Genomic DNA, 20724 nt, shown 5'->3' on the forward strand with positions numbered 1-20724 from the left:
CATGAAAAAGAACATACTTTTAATCGCATTATCTATTCTTGCTTTCAGTTGTAAAACTGATAAAAAAGCAAATCAAGATATCGCTGAAAACATCGAAAAAGAAGACGTTAAAACCCCTTTTGTTTGGGATGCTGCAAACGTTTATTTTTTATTAACCGATCGTTTTAATAATGGCGATAAAGCCAATGACGTAAATTATGGAAGAACTAAAGAAACTGCTGTTTTACGTGGTTTTGAAGGTGGCGATTTACAAGGAATCACGCAAAAAATTGAAGACGGTTATTTTACCAATTTAGGAATCAATGCCATTTGGATGTCACCAATTGTTGAGCAAATTCATGGCGCAACCGATGAAGGTACTGGAAACACGTATGGATTTCATGGTTATTGGACTAAAGATTGGACCAATATTGATGCCAATTTAGGAACCAAAGAAGATTTAAAAAACCTGGTGGATGCTGCACATAAAAAAGGCATTCGTGTGTTGTTAGATGCAGTTATCAATCATACAGGTCCAGTTACAGAGCAAGATCCTGTTTGGCCAAGTGATTGGGTTAGAACAGAACCGCAATGTCAATATGATAATTACGAAAACACCGTAACGTGTACTTTAGTAAAAAACCTTCCAGACATTAAAACCGAAAGTAATGAAGCAGTTGAATTACCACCACAATTGGTAGAGAAATGGAAAGCTGAAGGTCGTTATGACGAAGAAGTTGCAGAATTAGATGCCTTTTTTCAAGCTACAGGTCATCCTCGTTCACCTCGTTTTTACATCATGAAATGGTTGAGCGATTACATTACAGATTTTGGTATTGATGGTTACCGAGTCGATACCGTTAAACATACAGAAGCTTTTGTTTGGCAAGAGTTTAAAGACGTTTGTGATAACGCTTTCGCGGAATTTAAGCAGCATAACCCAAACAAAGTTATAGACGATAATGCGTTTTACTTGGTTGGAGAAGTGTATAATTACGGAATTTCTGCAGGAACCGCTTTCGATTTTGGAGATAAAAAAGTCAACTATTTTGATGATGCTTTTAATAGTCTAATTAATTTTGAATTCAAATGGAATGCAGCACAGCAAACCTATGAAGAGCAATTTAAAACATACGATAGTTTAGTACATACCAATCTTAAAGGATATAGTGTATTAAACTATTTAACGTCTCATGATGACGGACAACCTTTCGATAAAAACAGAGAGAAAACCTACGAAACTGCTACGCGATTATTACTATCTCCTGGAGCTGCACAAGTATATTATGGAGACGAATCTGCAAGAGATTTAACTATAGAAGGCACTGTTGGAGATGCTACTTTACGAAGTTTTATGAACTGGAATGAAATAGCACAGCAACAAGATTTGCTAATCCACTGGCAAAAATTAGGGCAGTTTAGACGCAATCATCCTTCGGTTGGAGCAGGAAAACACAACATGATTAGTGTGGAACCCTACCTTTTTAACAGAAGCTACACTAAAGGAAATTTTAAAGATGACGTTATCATTGGTATTGATATTCCTAAAGGAAAACATACTATTGATGTGTCTTCAGTATTTAACGAAGCCTCTAAAATTAAGGACTTCTATTCTGGAGAAATTCTAGAAGTTACAAACGGAAAAATCACAATAGATACAGAATCTAACATCCTATTATTAGAAAATATTAAATAAACACTCACATGAAAAAACTAATCTTATCCCTTGCAATACTTAGTGTTTTTGCTTGTAAAGAGGAGAAAAAACAAGAAGAAACTAAAGTCGTTACAGAAGAAAAAGTAGCAATACAACCTATTTCGGCTTCCGATTTAGAAACGGCTGTTATCTATGAAGCTAACATACGTCAATATTCACCTGAAGGTACTTTTGAAGCCTTCACTAAAGACATTCCGCAGTTAAAACAATTAGGTGTAAAAGTGATTTGGTTAATGCCTGTGTTTCCTATTTCAGAAACAAAGCGTAAAGCTACAGGAGGAGAAGATAGCAAGTTTGCAACCGATTTTCCAGAAGCAGAACAAGACAAATATTTAGGTAGTTATTATGCAGTGTCAGATTTTACTAAAATCAATCCAGAATTCGGAACAATTGAAAATTTTAGAGACTTAGTAAATACAGCTCACGATAATGGAATTTATGTAATTTTAGATTGGGTACCTAATCATACAGGTTGGGATCATACTTGGTTAAAAACCAATCCAGAATATTACACACAAAACGACAAAGGAGAAGTTGTACATCCTGTAGATACAGATTGGACTGATGTTGCCGATTTAAACTACGACAACCAAGAGATGCGAAAAGCCATGATTGCAGATATGAGCTATTGGTTGACAGAAGAAGGTGTTGATGGCTTTAGATGTGACGTTGCAGGATCTGTGCCGACTAATTTTTGGGAGCAAGCGATACCAGAATTACGTGCTAAAAAAGACATTTTTATGCTTGCAGAAGCATGGAAACCAGAATTATTAAAAGCCGGTTTATTTGATATGGGTTATGCTTGGGATAGACATCATGCTATGAATGCAATTGCACAAGGTGAAAAAGATGCAACCGAATTTACAGCTACATTACAAACTGATTTTGACCGTTATGAAGCTGACGATATTTTAATGAATTTTGTAACCAATCATGATGAAAATTCTTGGAATGGTACTATTAAAGAACGTATGGGTGAAGCTGGTGAAATGATGACTGCTTTAGCTTATGTAACTCCAGGAATGCCATTAATTTATTCTGGTCAAGAATACGATTTAGACCATAGATTATTGTTTTTTGAAAAAGATAGTTTTCCGCATACTAAAGGTAAAACATGGAAAGTATTAGAAAAATTAGCAACATTAAAACAGAATAATGCTGCTTTAAATGGCGGAAAAGCTTCGGCTAAATACAAAGCTATTGACAATGGTGCAAATGTGATTTCTTTTTCAAGAACCAAAGAAAATGATGAAGTGGTGTTTATTGCAAATGTTTCCGAAGAAAACATAAAGGTAAGCTTACCTCAAAAAGGAACTTACGTAGATTATATGTCTAACCAAACAGTAGAATTAAATGGCGATGCTATTTCATTAGCTAAAAAGGAATATAAGATATTGGTTAAGCAATAACTAAATTAGTCTTAGTTTAAAAAGTTGGAGTTTTCTCCAACTTTTTTTTGTTTCTAAAAGATTGAAGTTCAGAAAAACATTTAATGTTATTAGTGTTATTGCTTTATAATAATCTTATTTACAGAGTTTTAAGTGGTGATGTGATTAGTGCAAATCCTGTTAATTATTTTGCTAAACCCTTTTATAATAATAGATAAGAGTGTTTTTTTATCTATTTTTGCAGTCTTATGCAAGATTTAAAACTTTCAGATTGGTTACCTACCACAAATAAAGAGGTCAAAATTCGAGGATGGGAAGCACTTGATGTTATCCTGTTTAGTGGAGATGCTTATGTAGATCATCCAACCTTTGGACCTGCAGTAATTGGTCGTATGTTAGAAAGTTTTGGTTTGCGTGTGGCTATTGTTCCGCAACCAAACGTTAATGACAACCTGCAAGATTTTGTTAAGTTAGGTAAGCCAAAATTATTTTTTGGTGTGACAGGTGGTTGTATGGATCCTATGATTAGTAATTATAATGCTAATAAAAAGAAACGTGATAAGGATGCCTACACACCAAATGGAGACATTGGTTTTAGGCCAGATTATGCAACGTCAGTTTATTCTAAGATTTTAAAAGACAAATGGCCTGATACACCAGTTTTAATTGGTGGTATTGAAGCCTCTTTACGTCGTGTAACACATTATGACTATTGGAGTGATAAGTTGTTACCTTCTATTTTAGAAACGTCTAAAGCAGATATGTTAGTGTACGGAATGGGAGAACAACCCTTGCGTGAAGTTGTACGTTTATTAGAAAGAGGTGTGCCTTTTTCTAGCATAAATACAGTGTTACAAACTGCTGTACTTTTAAATAAAGAGGATAAAATTCCGAAAAACAGTAATTGGGAAGATGTAGAAATAGCATCACACGAAGTGTGTTTAAAAGATAAGAAAAAATATGCTTCTAACTTTAAAGTGATTGAACAAGAATCTAACAAGTTAGCTGCAAGACGTATTTTTCAGAAAGTAGGAGATAAGACGTTGATGATAAATCCGCCTTACCCAACCATGACTGAGCAAGAAATTGACGCGTCTTTTGATTTGCCTTACACAAGATTACCACATCCAAAGTATAACAAACGTGGACCTATTCCTGCTTATGAGATGATTAAGACCTCTATAAATATTCATCGTGGTTGTTTTGGTGGTTGTAGCTTTTGTACTATTTCTGCACATCAAGGAAAATTTATTGCATCGCGTAGTCAAGAATCTATTTTAAAAGAAGTTGATAAAGTTGCTAATATGCCAGATTTTAAAGGCTATTTAAGCGATATTGGTGGACCAAGTGCCAACATGTACCAAATGAAAGGTAAAGTACAATCCATTTGCGACAAATGTGTAGCACCAAGTTGTATTTCGCCTGTAATATGTAGTAATTTAGATACGTCTCACAAACCATTAACTGATTTATATCAAGCAGTAGATAAGCATCCAAAGGTTAAAAAATCGTTTATTGGTTCAGGTATTAGACACGATATGTTAGTACCAGAATTTAATAAAAATGCAGATCCTAAAGAGTTGGACGCTTACACAGAAGAGGTGATGACCAAGCACGTCTCTGGACGACTTAAAGTGGCTCCAGAACATACTAGTGATCCGGTTTTAAAACTGATGCGTAAACCGTCGTTTAAATACTTCCATAAGTTTAAAGAGCGTTTTGATAAGATTAATATTAAAAAGGGATTAAAACTTCAGTTAATACCTTATTTTATATCTAATCATCCAGCATGTGAGGTTGAAGACATGGCAAATTTAGCTGCCGAAACTAAAGATATGGGTTTCCAGTTAGAGCAAGTACAAGGGTTTACACCAACACCTATGACTGTCGCTACGGTAATTTATTATTCAGGTTACCATCCATACACGCTTAAAAAAGTAAATACACCAAAAACTAGAAAAGAAAAGGACGAGCAACATCGTTTTTTCTTCTGGTATAAAGACGAAAACAAAGCGTGGATAAAAAAGACCTTAAATAAAGTAGGACGTCCTGACTTATTAAAAGTGTTATTACCTGGAAAGGAAGAAAAATGGCGAAAAAATAAGCCTAAAGGTGATGCTAAAAACACATTTAATGATGCAGTACCTTTTAATCAGCGTAAAAACAAAGTAAAGTATAAGGGTAATAAAAAGAAACGTCGTTAATTGTCTTGATGTTTTTTTGAAGTTTTCAAAAAACGGTTATTTTTGAATAGCGTTTAACTGTTTAAAAATCAATTAAAATGACTAATAAAATACTGTTTGTTTTAACTTTTCTTATTCATTCATTTTTATATAGTCAAAATGTAGGAACTGATTATTGTGGACCTTATACAATTTCACAACCTTTAGTTTATAACAACATTCATAATACAACAATTTCTGGATTAGAAATAACAAATCCCAATGGACATTGTATAATACTTAATAATTGTAGTAATATTATTATTGAAAATTGTTTGCTAAAAGAGGCTTCTGGTAATGCAGTAAATATCGAAAACTCTAACGGAATAACTGTCACCAATTGTAAAATGGAATCCGTTTCTACTGGAGTTTATGTGCAAGGACAAAGTTCTCAAATTCAGGTTTTATACAATACTTGTAAAAATGTTAATGGACCATTTCCAAGAGGGCAATTAACGCAGTTTAATGGAGTTTCTGGGACAGGAAATAAAATTAATTATAATGTAGCTGAAAACATTTTAGGAGACAGTTATCCTGAAGATATAATTAATATTTACAACTCAAATGGTACAGCAACAGACCCTATTCAAATTAAAGGCAATTGGATTCGTGGTGGTGGACCAAGTACGTCTGGAGGAGGTATTTTAATTGGTGATAATGGAGGGTCTTACACTACAGTAGAAGATAATATTTTAGTAAATCCTGGTCAATACGGTCTTGCAGTTGCAGGTGGAAATAATATGATATTATTAAATAATACAGTCTTTGGAGAACAAAACTATTTTACTAATGTTGGTTTGTATGTTTGGGATCAGTATCAATCGTCATGTACTAATATTACAGTTTCAGGAAATCAAATTAATTGGACGCATGCCGATGGTTATTCAAACAGTGCTTGGGATGGTAATAATTGTGGTGTAATTACAGATTGGGATAATAATACATGGAATGCAAATATTGATGCCTCAATTTTACCTAACGTGATTGATAATTGTAATAGTTTAGATGTTGTAGATACGCTTCAAAATGAGTTTATATTTTTTCCGAACCCAACAGATGGTTTGTTTTCAATTAAATTTGAAGAATTGCAAGACAACATCACTATTCAAGTCCTTTCGGTTTTAGGTCAGGTCGTTCAAAAAGAAAATTTTCAAAATACCAATCAGATACGATTACATATTAATCAATCTTCAGGAATTTATTTTGTAAAAATCACTGATTCTAATACAAGAGAAGATATAATACGAGTCATTAAACAATAATAAAAAAAACCACTAATACTATTAGTGGGCTTTATGGTTTTTGGTTGATGGATAGGTGTGGTTATTTTTTTATTAGTTTTTTGGTTGTGTTGTTACCTTTTTTGTCTTGTAAACTAACCATATATAAACCATTTGGTAAAGACGAGATATCTACAATATTAGTTGTGTTATATCCATCAATTAATTTTTTACCTGTAAGATCAAATATTTTATAAGACGCTACTTTGTTAGATACATTTATAATGTTTTTTGCCGGATTTGGATAGATATTGAAGGTATTGTTAATACTGAAATCTGTAGTAGATAAAGCTACAACATTAGAAACTTTACTAACTTTATCAGCTCCTGTAAAAAACATGTCTCCATTTGCATCAAATGCTATTTCGCTAACACTACCTGTAATTCCTGAGTCAACAATATCTGTTTGAGATTCATCTACTGGATCATATTTTACTATTTTTCTAGTAGAAAATCCAATACGTTGATTAAAGTACACTTTATCGTTAGCGTCAACAGCTACAGCTCTTATTTCTGAAATACCAGAAAGAACTGTTGTTACTGTTCCTGCAGGATCTATTTTAAAAAGTATTTGATCGTTTCTATCTGCAACATATAAGTTTCCTGCACTATCAAATGCCATACCTTCTGGTGTAAAAAAACCGGTTGCATAGTTAGTAGACACTTTGCTTGGTGTTACTTTTACAATGTTTCCAGATGTAGAACTACTATAATAAAGGTTTCCGTTGGTATCAAATTCGATAGCCCAAGGATCGCTAACGTTATTGTTAGTGCTATTTAAATATTCTTCTTGATTACCACTAGCGTCAATTTTGAAGATTCTTCCAAAAAAATCATCTCCAGTATATAAATTACCATTATCATCAAAAGCAATATTGTTATTGTAAGAACCTGTTGATGCAAAAGTAGTATAGGTTTCAGGACCAGTTACTTTAAATATATTACCAGAAGTGTTTTCGGCAACATAAAGTATACCATTAGCATCAAAAGCTAATCCTCTAGGGCTTGAAATACCGGTTAAATAGTCGGTAGGTGTCATTTGTGCATTAGCATAAAATGCAGATAAACATAAGATGATAATTAATTGTAGTTTTTGTTTCATTTATTTTAAATATTAAGTTTAAGCGAAGTTATCTTTTTAGAATATTGCAAAGCAAATTTTAGATGTTAAAAATCATTCGGTTTTTATTTGAATTAAAATCAGTGTTTTAAGTTCTGTTTTTTTTTACTTTCTAACATTAAAACCTTGTAGATTGAAAATGGTTTTACAGTATTACAATCTGTTTATTATCAATTTTCACTTACATTTTAGGGATGATTGATATTTTAATTTAGAATTTACAAGTGACTTTATCTTATTTGAAATTAATCAAAACCATAATTGTAATTTTTTTTAATTAAATTGATTGCTAAGTCTAGAATATAATTTCTTACTATGAAAAAAAGTCTACAAATACTTAATGGTATTGCATTTGTTTGTGTAATAATCATGAATTTTTTAGCCAATACAGGTTTGTTAAACGATACAACCATTGGCGAAGTGTCTAAACAATACAATACTTTATTTACTCCAGCAGGTTATGCGTTTTCTATTTGGGGCATTATCTACTTATTGCTATCTGGATTTATAGTATATCAAGGTAGAAGTTTGTTTGTTACTGTCCGAAATGACGATTTTTTATTAACCACAGGATTTTGGTTTATAGCGTCTTGTCTAGCCAATTGCTTATGGATTGTCTCATGGATTTATGGTTACACCTTAATATCTAGTGTTTGTATTTTTTTATTACTATTTACCTTAATTAAAATTGTACTAAACAATAACATGGAATTGTTTGATGCACCAATCTCAGTAATTATATTTTTATGGTGGCCTTTTGTAATTTATAGTGGTTGGGTCGCTGTAGCAAGTATTGCCAATGTCTCAGCAGTATTAGTAAAATATAATTGGGATGGTTTTGGGTTGTCTGCAACCGTTTGGACAGTTATAATGTTACTAATAGCAACAGCGTTAAATTTAGTGGTCACTTGGTCACGCAACATGCGTGAATTTGCACTAGTTGGTGCTTGGGCATTAATAGCTATTTATATAGCTAACAAAAATGCAAATGCAACAGTGGCTTATACAGCTATTACTGCTGCAGTAGTTTTAATAATAAGTAGTCTATCTCATGCTTTTATAAACCGAAAAACGAATCCTGCAATTAAATGTATGGAGTTTTTTGAAGGGAAGAAAAATTAGAGCTTAACCAATCGAGAGTTTTGCAGCATCTTTCCATAAATAATTTGGCATAGGTTCATTTAATTTCCAATTAATACTCATAGGTTTTGAACCGTAAAAATCTTTGATATTTCCTTCTCCAATGAAAACGTACCCTTTTGTATTTCCAAATTCATCTTTTGATTTTTCTCGAACAAATAATAAGATTCGTTTATTTTCTTCTTGATGTTTTATATATGACAACCCTTTTCCTTTATCTGGTCTTGCAGAGTTTTGCGTTTGCCAATGAAATAGTAATTCATTTACAGCATAATCATCATACATTGTAGTTGGTGAAAAGTTTTCTTCAGATTTAATAAGATTAATGAATAGTATTTCAGTATTTAAATCTTTATTTAAAGCAGTTCCTTCTCTATTAGATGATTTATTGTTAAAAGTACTAAATTGGAAAGCAGTTAATATTTGGTCTCTTGTATAACGACTATGTAATTTTAAAGGTTGCTCGTACGGAAGTTGGATAGGTAATTCTTTGAAGTCTGTTTTATTAATTAAAAACTCTAAAACTTCCTTTATTTCTTCAATTAAAATAGGATTAATACCAATATGATGTATACTTTTTTCTAAAGACTCAAAACCACCTTCTTTCTGCCAAACATCGTAATGTAACATAAGAAGCATGGTTTTTTCATTTTCATTTAAATCTGAAATTGTCACCTTAAAATTCTGTTTTGCAATTTTTAAAATGAAAGAGAAATAACTTAATGAATTTGTAGATAGCCATTTGTTTGAAATAGCAGAAACGATAGCTTTTTCATTATCAGAATTGAAGTTTTCTGTTTTTCCGGCTAATTGACATAATCGTTTCCAGCTACCTCTTTTGTATATTGATTGTAATGGTATATTATAAAACTTACTAAAGTTACCGATTGTTAAAGGTAGATTAGTGTCATGTTGAAATTGCTGTATTCTTTGAATTAACTTATTCTTATTTAATGAGGTTGCGGCTGAAATATTTTTAAGTATTGTTTCTTTTGTTTTTTTCTCTAAAATGATAGAGCAACCTAAAGGTAGATGAGGAAAATCGTCCTCAATTTCTTTTAAAATAGTTGTATTTGTTTTACCTATTAAAGCTCTAAACTTGCTTTCAAAGTTGTATTCAGGTTTTGAGTTTCCAACAAAATCTAAAACTGTCAAGCAGTCTTTATCTTCATGAAGTCTTAATCCTCTTCCTAATTGTTGTAAAAAGACTGTTAAGCTTTCCGTTGGTCTTAAAAATAAAACCGTATCGATTTCTGGAATATCGATTCCTTCGTTAAACATGTCGACAACAAATAGATAATTGATTTCTTTTTTTTCTAATTTCTGACGAATATAAACTCTGTCTTTGCTGTTTTCGCTAGTTAAATAGCCAGCTTTTAATCCAGCTAAAGTAAATTTTTTAGCCATGAATTTTGCATGTTCCATTGTAACACAATAACCTAAAGACCTAACTTCATTTATATCTTTTGTGTATTTGTCTAATGCATCTATGATTTCCCTAACTCTTCTGTCATTCCCTGTATACAAATCTGTTAATTCACTTGGTGCATATTTTCCTCTTGACCAACTTACGTTTGTTAAATCAACACTATCGGTAATTCCAAAATATTGAAAAGGACAAAGCAATTTTCGATTCATTGCTTCTGGAAGTCTAATTTCTGCAGCAATCTTATTCTCAAAATCTTCTAAAATGTCTCCACCATCCATTCTTTCTGGAGTTGCAGTTAAGCCAAGTAAAACTTTTGGTTTGAAATAATTAATTATGTCTCTATAACTATTTGCTTTTTGATGATGACATTCATCTATTATGATGTAATCATAATAATCAGGAGTTAAGTTGTATTCTTCAAATTTGTTTTTAATAGATTGTACAGAAGCAAATACAAACTCGAAGTTATTAGGAGTGATACCTTCAACCCATAATTCACCAATATTATTATTTCTTAAAACACCTTGAAAAGTAGACAATGATTTTTGGATAATTTCTTTTCTATGTGCAAGGAATAGAAGTTTTGCAGACTTATTATTTTGTTTAAAACGTTTGTAATCAAACGCAGAAATAACTGTTTTCCCAGTTCCAGTTGCTGCAACTACAAGGTTTCTAAACCTTTTGTGAACCGTTCTTTCTACTTCTAGTTTTTCTAATACCTCTTTTTGATAAGGAAAAGTTTTAATATCAAACAAAGCTGTAGCGTTTTCATAAGGTTTACTAAATTTACTTTGTTTTAAGGCATTTTGAAGTTTCTCTTTGTGTTTAGAATCATCAAATAATTCAAAATCATCACTCTTCCAATAAGAATCAAATGTCTTATTGAATTTATCGATTATGTGACTTACTTCTTTGGTTGTAACTTTTAAATTCCATTCTAAACCATCTGTTAAAGCTGACCTCGAAAAGTTAGAAGAGCCAATATATGCTGTATGAAATCCAGTATTTCTGTAAAAAAGATATGCTTTTGCATGTAACCTTTCATTACTTGTATTGTACGATATTTTAACTTCAGTATTTGGTAGTTTTGAAAGTAGTTGAATAGCTTTATAATCTGTTGCTCCAATATATGTCGTGGTAATTACTTTTAGTTTTCCACCACGTTCAGTAAATTCTCTTAACTCTTTTTCAAGAATAATGATGCCTTTAAATTTTATAAAAGAGACAAGAAGATATATTTCGTTAGACGAAAGAATCTCCTTTTTAAGCTCACTTTCTAGTGATAGACCACCATTTCCACCTGTAAATAATTCACTTTGTGTTAATCTTGTGTAAGGGGTTATTTCTTTTAATCTTAAATCTAAATTTGAAAAGTGCGCATCAGTTTTTGAAAATACTGCCTTTAAAATTTCACCTTCTACACTAACTAAATCATCATTAAATTCTTGTTTATTTAATTCGTCTTTAAGTAATTTAATTATTTTATTAGCTATTTCAATTTGTAATTCGGCTTTGCCTTTTATAAGTTGAAATGCATGTTTTAAAGTTTTAGCTAGATGTTTAGATAAAACACTTGAGGCTTCCTCTTTGTCAATTGAAGTTTTCTTTAGAAAGAATTTATCTTTATCAAGTTCATTTAATTTTTCAGATACTAATTGGGTTATTAATTCTTCGTAAATTCCTTGATTCATAGTGATAAATATTCTTTTAAAATAGGTAAATCTGCTTCAGCCCAATCTAAATTAATCAATTCTTCTTTATTAACTATAACAAAATCAGAATGTTCTTTGAGTATTAATTCTCCTGATAAATAATTGGCAGTAAAAGGAATCAATTCAATTTTAAAATCTAAATATTCATGAGTTACAGGAGTTAATTTTTCTTTGACTTTAATTTGGATATTTAATTCTTCGGATATTTCTCTTTTAATACAATCTATTTCTGTTTCTCCTTTTTCAATTTTTCCTCCTGCAAATTCCCATTTCAAAGGAAGTTTCATTGTTTCACTTCTTTGAACAGCTAAAACTTTATCGTCAAATTGAATGATTGCACAGGTTACAGAAATAGTTTTCATCTTAATGCGCCTCCAACCAATTCAAACCAGTATCTACCTCAACATCCAACGGAACTTCCATTTTAAAGGCATTTTCCATTTCGGTTTTAATTAAAGTGGTCATTTCCTCAAGTTCAGGTTTATAAACATCAAACACCAATTCATCATGCACTTGTAGTAGCATTTTGGTTTTATAATTACCAGCTTCTAGTTTATTATAGATATTTATCATGGCAATTTTAATAATATCTGCAGCACTACCTTGTATTGGTGCATTTACAGCATTACGCTCGGCAGCACTACGTACCATAGCATTTCTAGAATTAATATCTTTTAGGTAACGACGTCTGTCTAAGATGGTTTTTACGTAGCCATTATCGCGTGCAAAATCTACTTGTTCGCTCATGTATTTTTTAAGCTTTGGATAGGTTTCGTAATAGGTATCAATAAGCTCTTTGGCTTCACCACGCGATAAATCGGTTTGGTTACTTAATCCAAAAGCAGAGACACCATATACAATACCAAAGTTTACGGTTTTAGCGTTGCTACGTTGTGCTCTAGTTACCTCTTCAATTGGCACACCAAACACTTTAGAGGCTGTAGACGCGTGAATATCTTCGCCATTTTTAAAGGCTTCAATCATGGTTTCCTCCTTACTTAAAGCAGCAATAATACGCAGTTCTATTTGGCTATAATCGGCAGCTAGTAAAGTGTAGTCTTCATTACGAGGGATAAACGCTTTACGGACTTGACGACCACGTTCTGTACGTATCGGAATATTCTGTAAGTTAGGATTATTACTACTTAAACGTCCTGTGGCAGCAACGGTTTGCATATAATCTGTGTGTACACGTCCAGTGGCTTCTTCCACCTGAAGTGGTAAAGCATCAACATACGTGCTTTTTAGTTTTGCTAGACCACGATATTCTAAAATATTACGAATAATTTCGTGCTCTTTTGCTAAAGCAGATAAAATATCTTCGCCTGTTTTGTATTGACCAGTTTTGGTCTTTTTAGGCTTATCGACCAATTTTAATTTTTCAAATAAAATAATACCTAACTGTTTTGGTGAGGCAATATTAAATTCTTCTCCAGCAACGTCGTAAATTTTAGTTACTAAGGCATCAATATCTTTGTTTAAATCTTGAGATAAAGACTGTAAAAAATCTTTGTCTAAATTTATACCTTCCAGTTCCATAGCAGCTAAAACACGTAGTAATGGCACTTCTATGTCTGTAAATAACTTTTGTGTATTGGCCTCGCCTAGCTCTTTTTCAAAATGCTCTTTTAGTTGCAAGGTAATATCTGCATCTTCAACCGCATATTCGGTTTGTTTCTCCAACGGAACATCACGCATTGATAATTGGTTTTTTCCTTTTTTACCAATCAATTCTGTGATTGCAATTGGAGTATAATTTAAGTAGGTTTCGGCTAAAATATCCATATTGTGTCGCATGTCTGGATTAATCAGGTAATGCGCTAACATGGTGTCAAATAAAGGACCTTTAACTTGTACGTTGTACTTGGCTAAAACTTTAATGTCGTATTTTAAATTTTGACCTATTTTCTGGATGGTTTCACTTTCAAAAAAGGGTCTAAGCGTTTCGATTAGGTCTTGCGCTTCGGTTTTGTCCTCAGGAAACGGAAGGTAAAAGCCTTTACCAACTTCCCATGAAAATGAAATCCCAACTAACTCTGCAATTAAAGGGTTTAAACCTGTGGTTTCGGTATCAAAACACACACTGGTTTGGCTCATTAAATTTTTAATAAATAGTTTGGTTGCCATTCCTGGTGCGATGCTTTGGTAAAAATGTGAGGTGTTTTCGGCAGTTTTTCTAACAAATGCATCAGTTTCTGTTGTCGCTGTTGCGGAATTTGGGTCGCCTCCAAATAAATTGAATTGTCCAGCTCCAGCACTTTCTGCTTCTTTTGGTGTGACTTTAGGCGTTTTTTCTGCGGAAGCTTTATTGGCAAGAGAAGTGGCTTCTGCACCTGAGGTAAATGTTTTTGTGAAATTATCAATAAGTCTTCTAAATTCTAATTCTTGAAAAATCTCGGTAACTTTAGGAATGTCAGGTTGGTCAAGCTCAAAATCCTTAGCATTAAAAGTAACAGGGACATCTAACATGATTGTGGCTAGTTTTTTAGATAATAAACCAAGTTCTTGGTTGGCTTCAATCTTTTCTTTCATTTTACCTTTAAGCTCATGGGTATTAGCAAATAGGTTTTCCATGCTACCATAAGCTGCCAAGAATTTTTTAGCAGTTTTTTCTCCTACACCTGGTAATCCAGGAATATTATCGCTGGCGTCACCCATCATACCTAAATAGTCAATCACTTGTAAAGGATCTGTGACTTCAAATTTTTTCTGTACTTCTGGGATTCCCCAAGTTTCATAACCACCTCCAAAAACAGGTCTGTACATAAAAATATTATCGCTTACTAATTGCGCAAAATCTTTATCAGGTGTTACCATAAAGGTTTGGTAACCCTCTTTTTCGGCTTGTTTGGATAAGGTACCAATAACGTCATCTGCTTCATAGCCTTCTTTAAATATTATAGGAATGTGCATGGCTTTTAAAATCTCCATAATGTAAGGTACAGCAGTTTTGATACCTTCAGGAGTTTCGTCACGATTGGCTTTGTAGGCTTCAAACATTTCTACTCGGTCTGCACTTCCGCCTTTGTCAAAACAGACTGCTAAATGGTCTGGTCGTTCTCGTTTTATGACGTCTAATAACGAGTTCATGAAACCCATTATGGCAGAGGTGTCTTCTCCTTTGGAGTTTATTCTTGGATTTTTAATAAAGGCATAATACCCTCTGAAAATTAAAGCATAAGCATCGACTAGAAATACACGTTTGTTATCTGACATAATTGTTTTGAGTATAAATTATAAGTGTTTATCCATTCAGTAACAGTTACACAATGCTATATAGTTATTGCTAGCAATGGTCTGTATTTGAGAAGACAAAATAGGGTGATTTTAATAGTTAATCAATCCGATTGCAAATTACAATTTCTTTAAAAATTAAAGAACTTCAGGATTGAGAATTTTTTAAAAGAATCAAGTCGTATTAATAGTAATGGCCAATATTAATGTTTAAAAATTAATATTAAGTAATGTTTAAATGTGTGATTTGACTGATTTTAAGTTGATTAACCTAAATAAATAAGGTTATAACTTCTGATAATTTACGGTAAATCACTTGGGATTAAAGTATTTGATTTTTAGACATTTGTATTGTACTTCGAAATACATATTAATCAATAATTTTAAAAAACAAAACAATGGATTTAAACAGTCAGATTTATCAAGTAAAAGAAAGATTAGAAACTTTAAAAAACGAATACGATAACGAAGTGAATAAATTAATAGAATCTCCAAAGTGCTACATAGCTAACAATTTGAAATTAACAACAATTGAAGAAGGGTGTTTAGAAACGTATCCAGATCCTTTTCTAAAAAGTTTAGCCAAAACCATTAAGACATCTATTGATAACAATTGGAATGTAGATATAGATATGGATGGTGAAGGTATTATGGCAAAAGGAAACCCACCAAAGTCAGTTAGTTATACTGTTAAACATGATTGGAAAAATCAAGTAACAAGTGTAGGTGTTACTAAAAGTTTCTAACAAAAGACTAAAGACAAAAGACAAAACACTCATCATTTTTGATGAGTGTTTTTTTATTCTAAAATTTAAGTTTTGATTTATTTTAATAACAATTACTCCGTATACCCATTTTTAAGTGCATAAACAGCTAACCCAACTCTGGTTTTAAGTTCTAATTTTTCAAATAAACTATCTCTATAATTTTCAACTGTTCTGGGACTGCAAAACATTTTTTCTGAAATCTCTTTGTAAGTCATTTCTGTGATAGTGTACTTCAGAAACTCGGTTTCACGATCAGAAATTTTAATCTTTAATTTAGCATCAATAGCATCGTCACTTATGCTTGTAAAAATTTTACTTGCTGCCCATTCAGGAAAGTAATGTCCTTTATTAGCAATTGTATTTAGGGCTATTTCAAGCTCTGTAGGATGTACATTTTTTAGCATATACCCTTTAGCTCCATTTTTAATCATTTTAATTAGGCTATCATCATCATCTTGCATGCTTAATGCCATTATTAATACATTTGGATGTGTTGTTTTAAGCCATTTTGCAGTTTCAAAACCATCCATAATAGGCATGCTAATATCTAATAGCACCAAATCTGGTACAGGATGCTTTTCTTTTAATTTATCCTGAAAATCTTGACCATTTTCACAAACATATAAAACTTCAAATTGATTAAAATTAGATATTATACCGCTTAATGCATTTGCTATTAAAACATGGTCGTCTATAATTACAATACTACGTTTCATTTGATAGGAATTTCTATGGTTAATGTTGTTCCTTTTTGATCCAGGCTTTCTAGCTTATATTGACCACCTATTAATTCGGTTCTCTTTTTTATGTTTTTTAACCCAATTCCTTCGGAATTTAATGCATTTGTATTAAAACCTTTTCCGTCGTCTTTTAGAATTAAAACCAATATATTGTCAGTATTTTTTAATAAAACAAAGATGTTTTCACAATTAGCATGCTTGATACTATTTTGTAAAAACTCTTGAGTTATTCTAAATATAATACTTTTAATTTGATAAGATTCAATTTTAGTTTTTGAATCTTTTGTGAAGTGAACCACACATTTTTTTAATGCGTTAATTTTTTCGCATTCATTCTCTATTAATTCAGAAATTGAATGGATTTCAATTGAATTGTCAGTTAAAGATTTGGATAGCCTTCTTAATTCAGAGAGTGATTCATTTATAATGCCTCCAATGTTTTCAATACATTTATTAACCTGAGGGGCTTTATTTTCAAAAGCTAATTGTTGAGTGTATAAGCTAGCAAGTGTTAATTTTTGACCAATATTGTCGTGTATCTCTCGTCCAATATGTTGCATGGTCTGCATTTGTATTTCGACTTGAGTTTCTAGAAGTTCTTGTTTGTGAGTCTCGTCAATAGTTTCTATTTGTTTTAAATGAGTTTTCTTTTTTATTCGATATTCCCGAATAAAAATTATGATTCCAGTAATGAAAGCTAGAAAAATGATATTAAATAAAACTAAGGATGTTATGATTGAGTTTTCCCCCATATGAATGAAGCTGAAAATAATAAATACATAATACAATTAGAAATTAAAAAATATAAATAATAATAATTCCAAATGGTTGTTAAAGATTTTGATAAATAATCATAAAAAGAAAAAAGCGGATATGTACCTATATAAAAGAATATGACTCCCAAATTTATGTAAAACATCTTGTTTTCTTTAAATTTTAATATATCATCGTTTTTAATCTGTTTCAAAAATTCTAACACGACTAATATTGATAGTAATATTGTGCCAATAGTTAAGTTCAATGAATATACTACATTTATTTTATCTACTTTTAATGTTAAAGGAATGAATGAAGTAGAATAGAGTATCAAGCAAATTAGAAACATTTTTTTATTCTTTAAAGATTTTAGCGCATATAACCAGAATAAGAATATATATTGAACAGGAATGCCAAAAAACAGATAATAGTCTTGTTTTCTTATAATTGCTAAAGAAGAGTTGAATTTCCAAAACAACTCTTGAATAAAAATAAATACTAAGTAAATAGCTAAGAACCTCCAATAGCTGTGTTTTAATCTTCTAAAATATATAATAGCAACTAGGGCAGAGAGAAACTCTATCCCTAGTAATATATCACCTAAAAAAGAATAATATTCTAACATATTTTAAATAAATAAACCTGATGTATTACCTGGAGGAATTAAACTTCCATGATTTTGAGCTCCAGTTAATTGGTTTTGAGAAGATTTTGTTAAAGGTAAAGAAGCAATTGGCCCTGTGTAGTTTGAAGGTATACCTTCCCAAAAGGTGTCGGGGTCTAAAGGGTTGAAGTCTATGTTGGTAGTTGTTTCCTTTCTTCTATTGGTAGGTATGGCAATAAGAGTATGATGCTTTGCGTAATCTTCTTGAACATCTTGTAAATCAGTGTATTCACCTGGTATTTCATCAGGGTAACGTGAATAATAGATACGAAGACCTAAGTTTTCAGGATTTATAGTATTGTCTTTATCTAATGCTTGATATTCTATATGGTAAATAAACTTTTTAAGAGTCACTAAATCAAACCATATAGAATGCGCGTCGCTAAATTTTTCTGCTGCATTTATATGGACAAGTTGATTTTTTCTATACCCACCAACCATATTTCTGATTAAGTCTGTTTCTAGAGTATTCATTGTTTCATCAGAGTAATCCATACATATTTTAGTCGAAGTACTTGTATTTGATGTGACCGCTGTATTTGGTGTCACCGATATATTTTGAGGTGCCACAATACGATTTGGAGGATTTTTAAAAACATAAATACCAAAGGCTATAATTGTAATAATTAATAAAATGGTTGAAATCATAATTTGTTTTTTTAATATAATTGGTTGATTGTTAATTTGTTTTGCAAAGAAACAAATGGATTGTGGTACTTTGAAAACTATTGAACCTATTTTATAGGGTTAAATGACCTAAAAAAACAGAATCACTTTAATAAGTTACACCTTGTTTGTCCAAAACGGTTTTAGCTCTAAAAGCAAAAAACAAAAGATAAGCAAAACATAAAACTGCAACAATATACGACTGTTGTATACCAAATACATCTGCCAATTTACCTTGTAAAGGAGGTATAATAGCACCTCCTAAAATCATCATGATTAAAAAGGCGGATCCTTGTGAGGTGTATTTTTCTAATCCTGCAATACTTAGTGTAAATATACAAGGCCACATTATTGAACAAAATAAACCACCAGATAAAAATGCAAATAGCGCAACATTACCTGTGCTTATTAAACCAATTATAATGGCTAAAACACCAAAAAGGCTAAATATTTTTAAAGTTTTTACTGGATTGTCTTTTGCTAAAAAGAAACCTCCAATTTGTACAGCAATACAAATGGCAAAAAATAAGATTTGATGGATGGAGTATTTACCAAAATTGACTAACAATATTACACCAAACGCAATATAAGGTACAATAATTAGAAGCCATTTTTTTAATCCTTTACTTGGATTAAAAACAGTTATAGATCCAACCCAACGACCAACCATTAATCCTCCCCAATAAAGCGATACAAAAGGTGCTATTTGAGCATCGTTTAAAGTTGGTAAGCCCAAGGTGTTAAGATTACTTCCGTTAATAGACTGTTTTAATAATTCGCCTAAATTACTACCAACAGTTACTTCTACGCCAACGTAAGTAAAAATAGCTAGCATTCCTAATACTAACTGAGGGTATTTCATTGCTCCCCAGCCTTCGGGTTTTTTGGCAGATCTTGAGTAAGCAAATAATAAGCAACCAATAACTGCAATTAATGCGACAATTAATAAAGTTAATCTGATGTTTTCTGTGGTTGTTGATACGGTTTGATTTCCTGTGTAAGTACTAAAAATATAACCAAAACAACCAATAATTATTAATGTTAAAAATATCAGTAAGTTTTTGGCTTTGTTAGCAGGTTCAAAAGCGGTTTCAGATTGTAGTGCAGGTAATTTTTTTGAAAAATGAAATAATGCAGCAGCAACTAAAAACAATACTCCAACACCAAGGTACAATGCTTGTACAGTGGTTAATTTAATTTGATTGTTTTTAATCATGTCTGTTAATTCTTCTCCAGATATTGGTGCAGACCCAAAAATTATAAAAGCTACAACAATAGGTCCAATCATGGTTCCGAAAGAGTTAATACCACCAGCTAAATTTAATCTGTGAGAACCCGTTTTTGGATCACCTAAGGCAATTGCAAAAGGATTTGCTGAGGTTTGTTGTAACGAAAATCCTAATCCAACAATAAATAAAGCAATTAGTACAAAATAAAACACACTAGTTTGTCCTTGTTCTGCTCCTGCAGTTGCTGGATACATAACAAATGCACCAACTGCAGATAGTAATAGTCCGTAAATAATTCCTTTTTTATAACCCCAAGCATTTAAAATGTCTTTTTTAATTGAGCTTGAAATCACAAACAACAATAAAGCTCCTATGTAGTAAGCACCATAAAAAGCAAAGTCTACTAATTGAGATTGGAATTGATCTATATTAAAATAAGTTTTTGAAAACGGAATAAAAACTCCGTTTGAAGCAGCTATAAATCCCCAAAAAAAGAAGACAGTGACTAAAGTGGCTAAAGCCGATTTGTTGTTTTGGTTGTTCATTTAGTTAATTTTTATTTGTCTAAATATAGACATAAATCTGTTTTGGTTAATAATACTTGTTACTCATTTACATAGTAAAGTGACTCAATAAATCTGATTTTAATAATTTAACGTTTAACAATATAATAAGATTTTT

At 31.6% G+C, this 20724-nt stretch carries 15 protein-coding genes; 6 read left to right on the top strand and 9 right to left on the bottom strand.

Annotated features, from left to right (window positions below):
* Position 1 precedes the first annotated feature (1 nt).
* From ITB9_RS13145 to ITB9_RS13160, 4 genes are all read left to right on the top strand, one after another.
* On the top strand, positions 2-1675 hold the full coding sequence (locus ITB9_RS13145) for an alpha-amylase family glycosyl hydrolase (protein ID WP_054852616.1): 1674 nt from the start codon (positions 2-4) through the stop codon (positions 1673-1675).
* A gap of 8 nt (positions 1676-1683) precedes the next feature.
* A complete protein-coding gene (locus ITB9_RS13150; protein ID WP_054852598.1) occupies positions 1684-3105 on the top strand; it encodes an alpha-amylase family glycosyl hydrolase in 1422 nt (473 codons plus the stop codon).
* Positions 3106-3332: 227 nt separating this feature from the next.
* Positions 3333-5288 (top strand): YgiQ family radical SAM protein, encoded by a 1956-nt coding sequence (locus ITB9_RS13155; RefSeq protein ID WP_028606866.1) that lies wholly within the window; start codon positions 3333-3335, stop codon positions 5286-5288.
* Between the two features lie 77 nt (positions 5289-5365).
* A complete protein-coding gene (locus ITB9_RS13160) occupies positions 5366-6568 on the top strand; it encodes a T9SS type A sorting domain-containing protein (RefSeq protein WP_054852599.1) in 1203 nt (400 codons plus the stop codon).
* A 61-nt stretch (positions 6569-6629) separates the two neighbouring features.
* Here ITB9_RS13160 and ITB9_RS13165 read toward each other — a convergent pair whose 3' ends face one another.
* Positions 6630-7688 carry a T9SS type A sorting domain-containing protein gene (locus tag ITB9_RS13165; RefSeq protein ID WP_054852600.1) on the bottom strand — a complete coding sequence of 353 codons (1059 nt, stop codon included), beginning with the start codon at positions 7686-7688 and terminating at the stop codon, positions 6630-6632.
* Positions 7689-8021: 333 nt separating this feature from the next.
* Here ITB9_RS13165 and ITB9_RS13170 point away from each other — a divergent pair, with 333 nt between their 5' ends.
* On the top strand, positions 8022-8828 hold the full coding sequence (locus ITB9_RS13170; protein ID WP_054852601.1) for a hypothetical protein: 807 nt from the start codon (positions 8022-8024) through the stop codon (positions 8826-8828).
* A 3-nt stretch (positions 8829-8831) separates the two neighbouring features.
* Here the strand turns inward: ITB9_RS13170 and ITB9_RS13175 are convergent, their stop codons facing one another.
* Genes ITB9_RS13175 through polA form a run of 3 tightly spaced genes read right to left on the bottom strand, consistent with a single transcriptional unit; the run spans position 8832 to position 15203 of the window.
* On the bottom strand, positions 8832-11966 hold the full coding sequence (locus ITB9_RS13175) for a DUF3427 domain-containing protein (RefSeq protein WP_054852602.1): 3135 nt from the start codon (positions 11964-11966) through the stop codon (positions 8832-8834).
* Entirely contained in the window at positions 11963-12349 is a 387-nt protein-coding gene (locus ITB9_RS13180; RefSeq protein WP_054852603.1) for a (deoxy)nucleoside triphosphate pyrophosphohydrolase, read from the bottom strand. The genes ITB9_RS13175 and ITB9_RS13180 overlap by 4 nt, the downstream gene beginning before the upstream one ends.
* A gap of 1 nt (position 12350) precedes the next feature.
* A complete protein-coding gene (gene polA, locus ITB9_RS13185) occupies positions 12351-15203 on the bottom strand; it encodes a DNA polymerase I (protein WP_054852604.1) in 2853 nt (950 codons plus the stop codon).
* Positions 15204-15619: 416 nt separating this feature from the next.
* On the opposite strand from polA, the gene ITB9_RS13190 reads away from it, so the two are divergent.
* Positions 15620-15967 carry a hypothetical protein gene (locus tag ITB9_RS13190; RefSeq protein WP_054852605.1) on the top strand — a complete coding sequence of 116 codons (348 nt, stop codon included), beginning with the start codon at positions 15620-15622 and terminating at the stop codon, positions 15965-15967.
* Positions 15968-16059: 92 nt separating this feature from the next.
* Here the strand turns inward: ITB9_RS13190 and ITB9_RS13195 are convergent, their stop codons facing one another.
* From ITB9_RS13195 to ITB9_RS13215, 5 genes are all read right to left on the bottom strand, one after another.
* Positions 16060-16704, bottom strand: coding sequence for a response regulator transcription factor (locus ITB9_RS13195; protein WP_028289353.1), 645 nt, complete (start codon positions 16702-16704; stop codon positions 16060-16062).
* The gene (locus ITB9_RS13200; protein ID WP_054852606.1) at positions 16701-17480 is read right to left on the bottom strand and encodes a sensor histidine kinase; all 780 of its coding nucleotides are present in this window, start codon (positions 17478-17480) and stop codon (positions 16701-16703) included. The genes ITB9_RS13195 and ITB9_RS13200 overlap by 4 nt, the downstream gene beginning before the upstream one ends.
* Complete coding sequence (locus ITB9_RS15690; protein WP_054852607.1) at positions 17459-18109, bottom strand: hypothetical protein; 651 nt, start codon at positions 18107-18109, stop codon at positions 17459-17461. Before ITB9_RS15690 ends, ITB9_RS13200 begins: the two co-directional genes overlap by 22 nt.
* 3 nt (positions 18110-18112) lie before the next feature.
* Positions 18113-18796 carry a hypothetical protein gene (locus ITB9_RS13210; protein ID WP_054852608.1) on the bottom strand — a complete coding sequence of 228 codons (684 nt, stop codon included), beginning with the start codon at positions 18794-18796 and terminating at the stop codon, positions 18113-18115.
* A gap of 127 nt (positions 18797-18923) precedes the next feature.
* Positions 18924-20588 carry an MFS transporter gene (locus tag ITB9_RS13215; RefSeq protein WP_054852609.1) on the bottom strand — a complete coding sequence of 555 codons (1665 nt, stop codon included), beginning with the start codon at positions 20586-20588 and terminating at the stop codon, positions 18924-18926.
* Between the last annotated feature and the right edge of the window lie 136 nt (positions 20589-20724).

Source organism: Olleya sp. ITB9, assembly GCF_001315805.1.
GTDB lineage: Bacteria > Bacteroidota > Bacteroidia > Flavobacteriales > Flavobacteriaceae > Olleya > Olleya sediminilitoris.

Excerpts from the sequence above, each read along its gene's own strand:
- ITB9_RS13145 (WP_054852616.1), top strand. The coding sequence starts at position 2 with ATGAAAAAGAACATACTTTTAATCGCATTATCTATTCTTGCTTTCAGT.
- ITB9_RS13150 (WP_054852598.1), top strand. The coding sequence starts at position 1,684 with ATGAAAAAACTAATCTTATCCCTTGCAATACTTAGTGTTTTTGCTTGT.
- ITB9_RS13155 (WP_028606866.1), top strand. The coding sequence starts at position 3,333 with ATGCAAGATTTAAAACTTTCAGATTGGTTACCTACCACAAATAAAGAG.
- ITB9_RS13160 (WP_054852599.1), top strand. The coding sequence starts at position 5,366 with ATGACTAATAAAATACTGTTTGTTTTAACTTTTCTTATTCATTCATTT.
- ITB9_RS13165 (WP_054852600.1), bottom strand. The coding sequence starts at position 7,688 with ATGAAACAAAAACTACAATTAATTATCATCTTATGTTTATCTGCATTT.
- ITB9_RS13170 (WP_054852601.1), top strand. The coding sequence starts at position 8,022 with ATGAAAAAAAGTCTACAAATACTTAATGGTATTGCATTTGTTTGTGTA.
- ITB9_RS13175 (WP_054852602.1), bottom strand. The coding sequence starts at position 11,966 with ATGAATCAAGGAATTTACGAAGAATTAATAACCCAATTAGTATCTGAA.
- ITB9_RS13180 (WP_054852603.1), bottom strand. The coding sequence starts at position 12,349 with ATGAAAACTATTTCTGTAACCTGTGCAATCATTCAATTTGACGATAAA.
- polA (WP_054852604.1), bottom strand. The coding sequence starts at position 15,203 with ATGTCAGATAACAAACGTGTATTTCTAGTCGATGCTTATGCTTTAATT.
- ITB9_RS13190 (WP_054852605.1), top strand. The coding sequence starts at position 15,620 with ATGGATTTAAACAGTCAGATTTATCAAGTAAAAGAAAGATTAGAAACT.
- ITB9_RS13195 (WP_028289353.1), bottom strand. The coding sequence starts at position 16,704 with ATGAAACGTAGTATTGTAATTATAGACGACCATGTTTTAATAGCAAAT.
- ITB9_RS13200 (WP_054852606.1), bottom strand. The coding sequence starts at position 17,480 with ATGGGGGAAAACTCAATCATAACATCCTTAGTTTTATTTAATATCATT.
- ITB9_RS15690 (WP_054852607.1), bottom strand. The coding sequence starts at position 18,109 with ATGTTAGAATATTATTCTTTTTTAGGTGATATATTACTAGGGATAGAG.
- ITB9_RS13210 (WP_054852608.1), bottom strand. The coding sequence starts at position 18,796 with ATGATTTCAACCATTTTATTAATTATTACAATTATAGCCTTTGGTATT.
- ITB9_RS13215 (WP_054852609.1), bottom strand. The coding sequence starts at position 20,588 with ATGAACAACCAAAACAACAAATCGGCTTTAGCCACTTTAGTCACTGTC.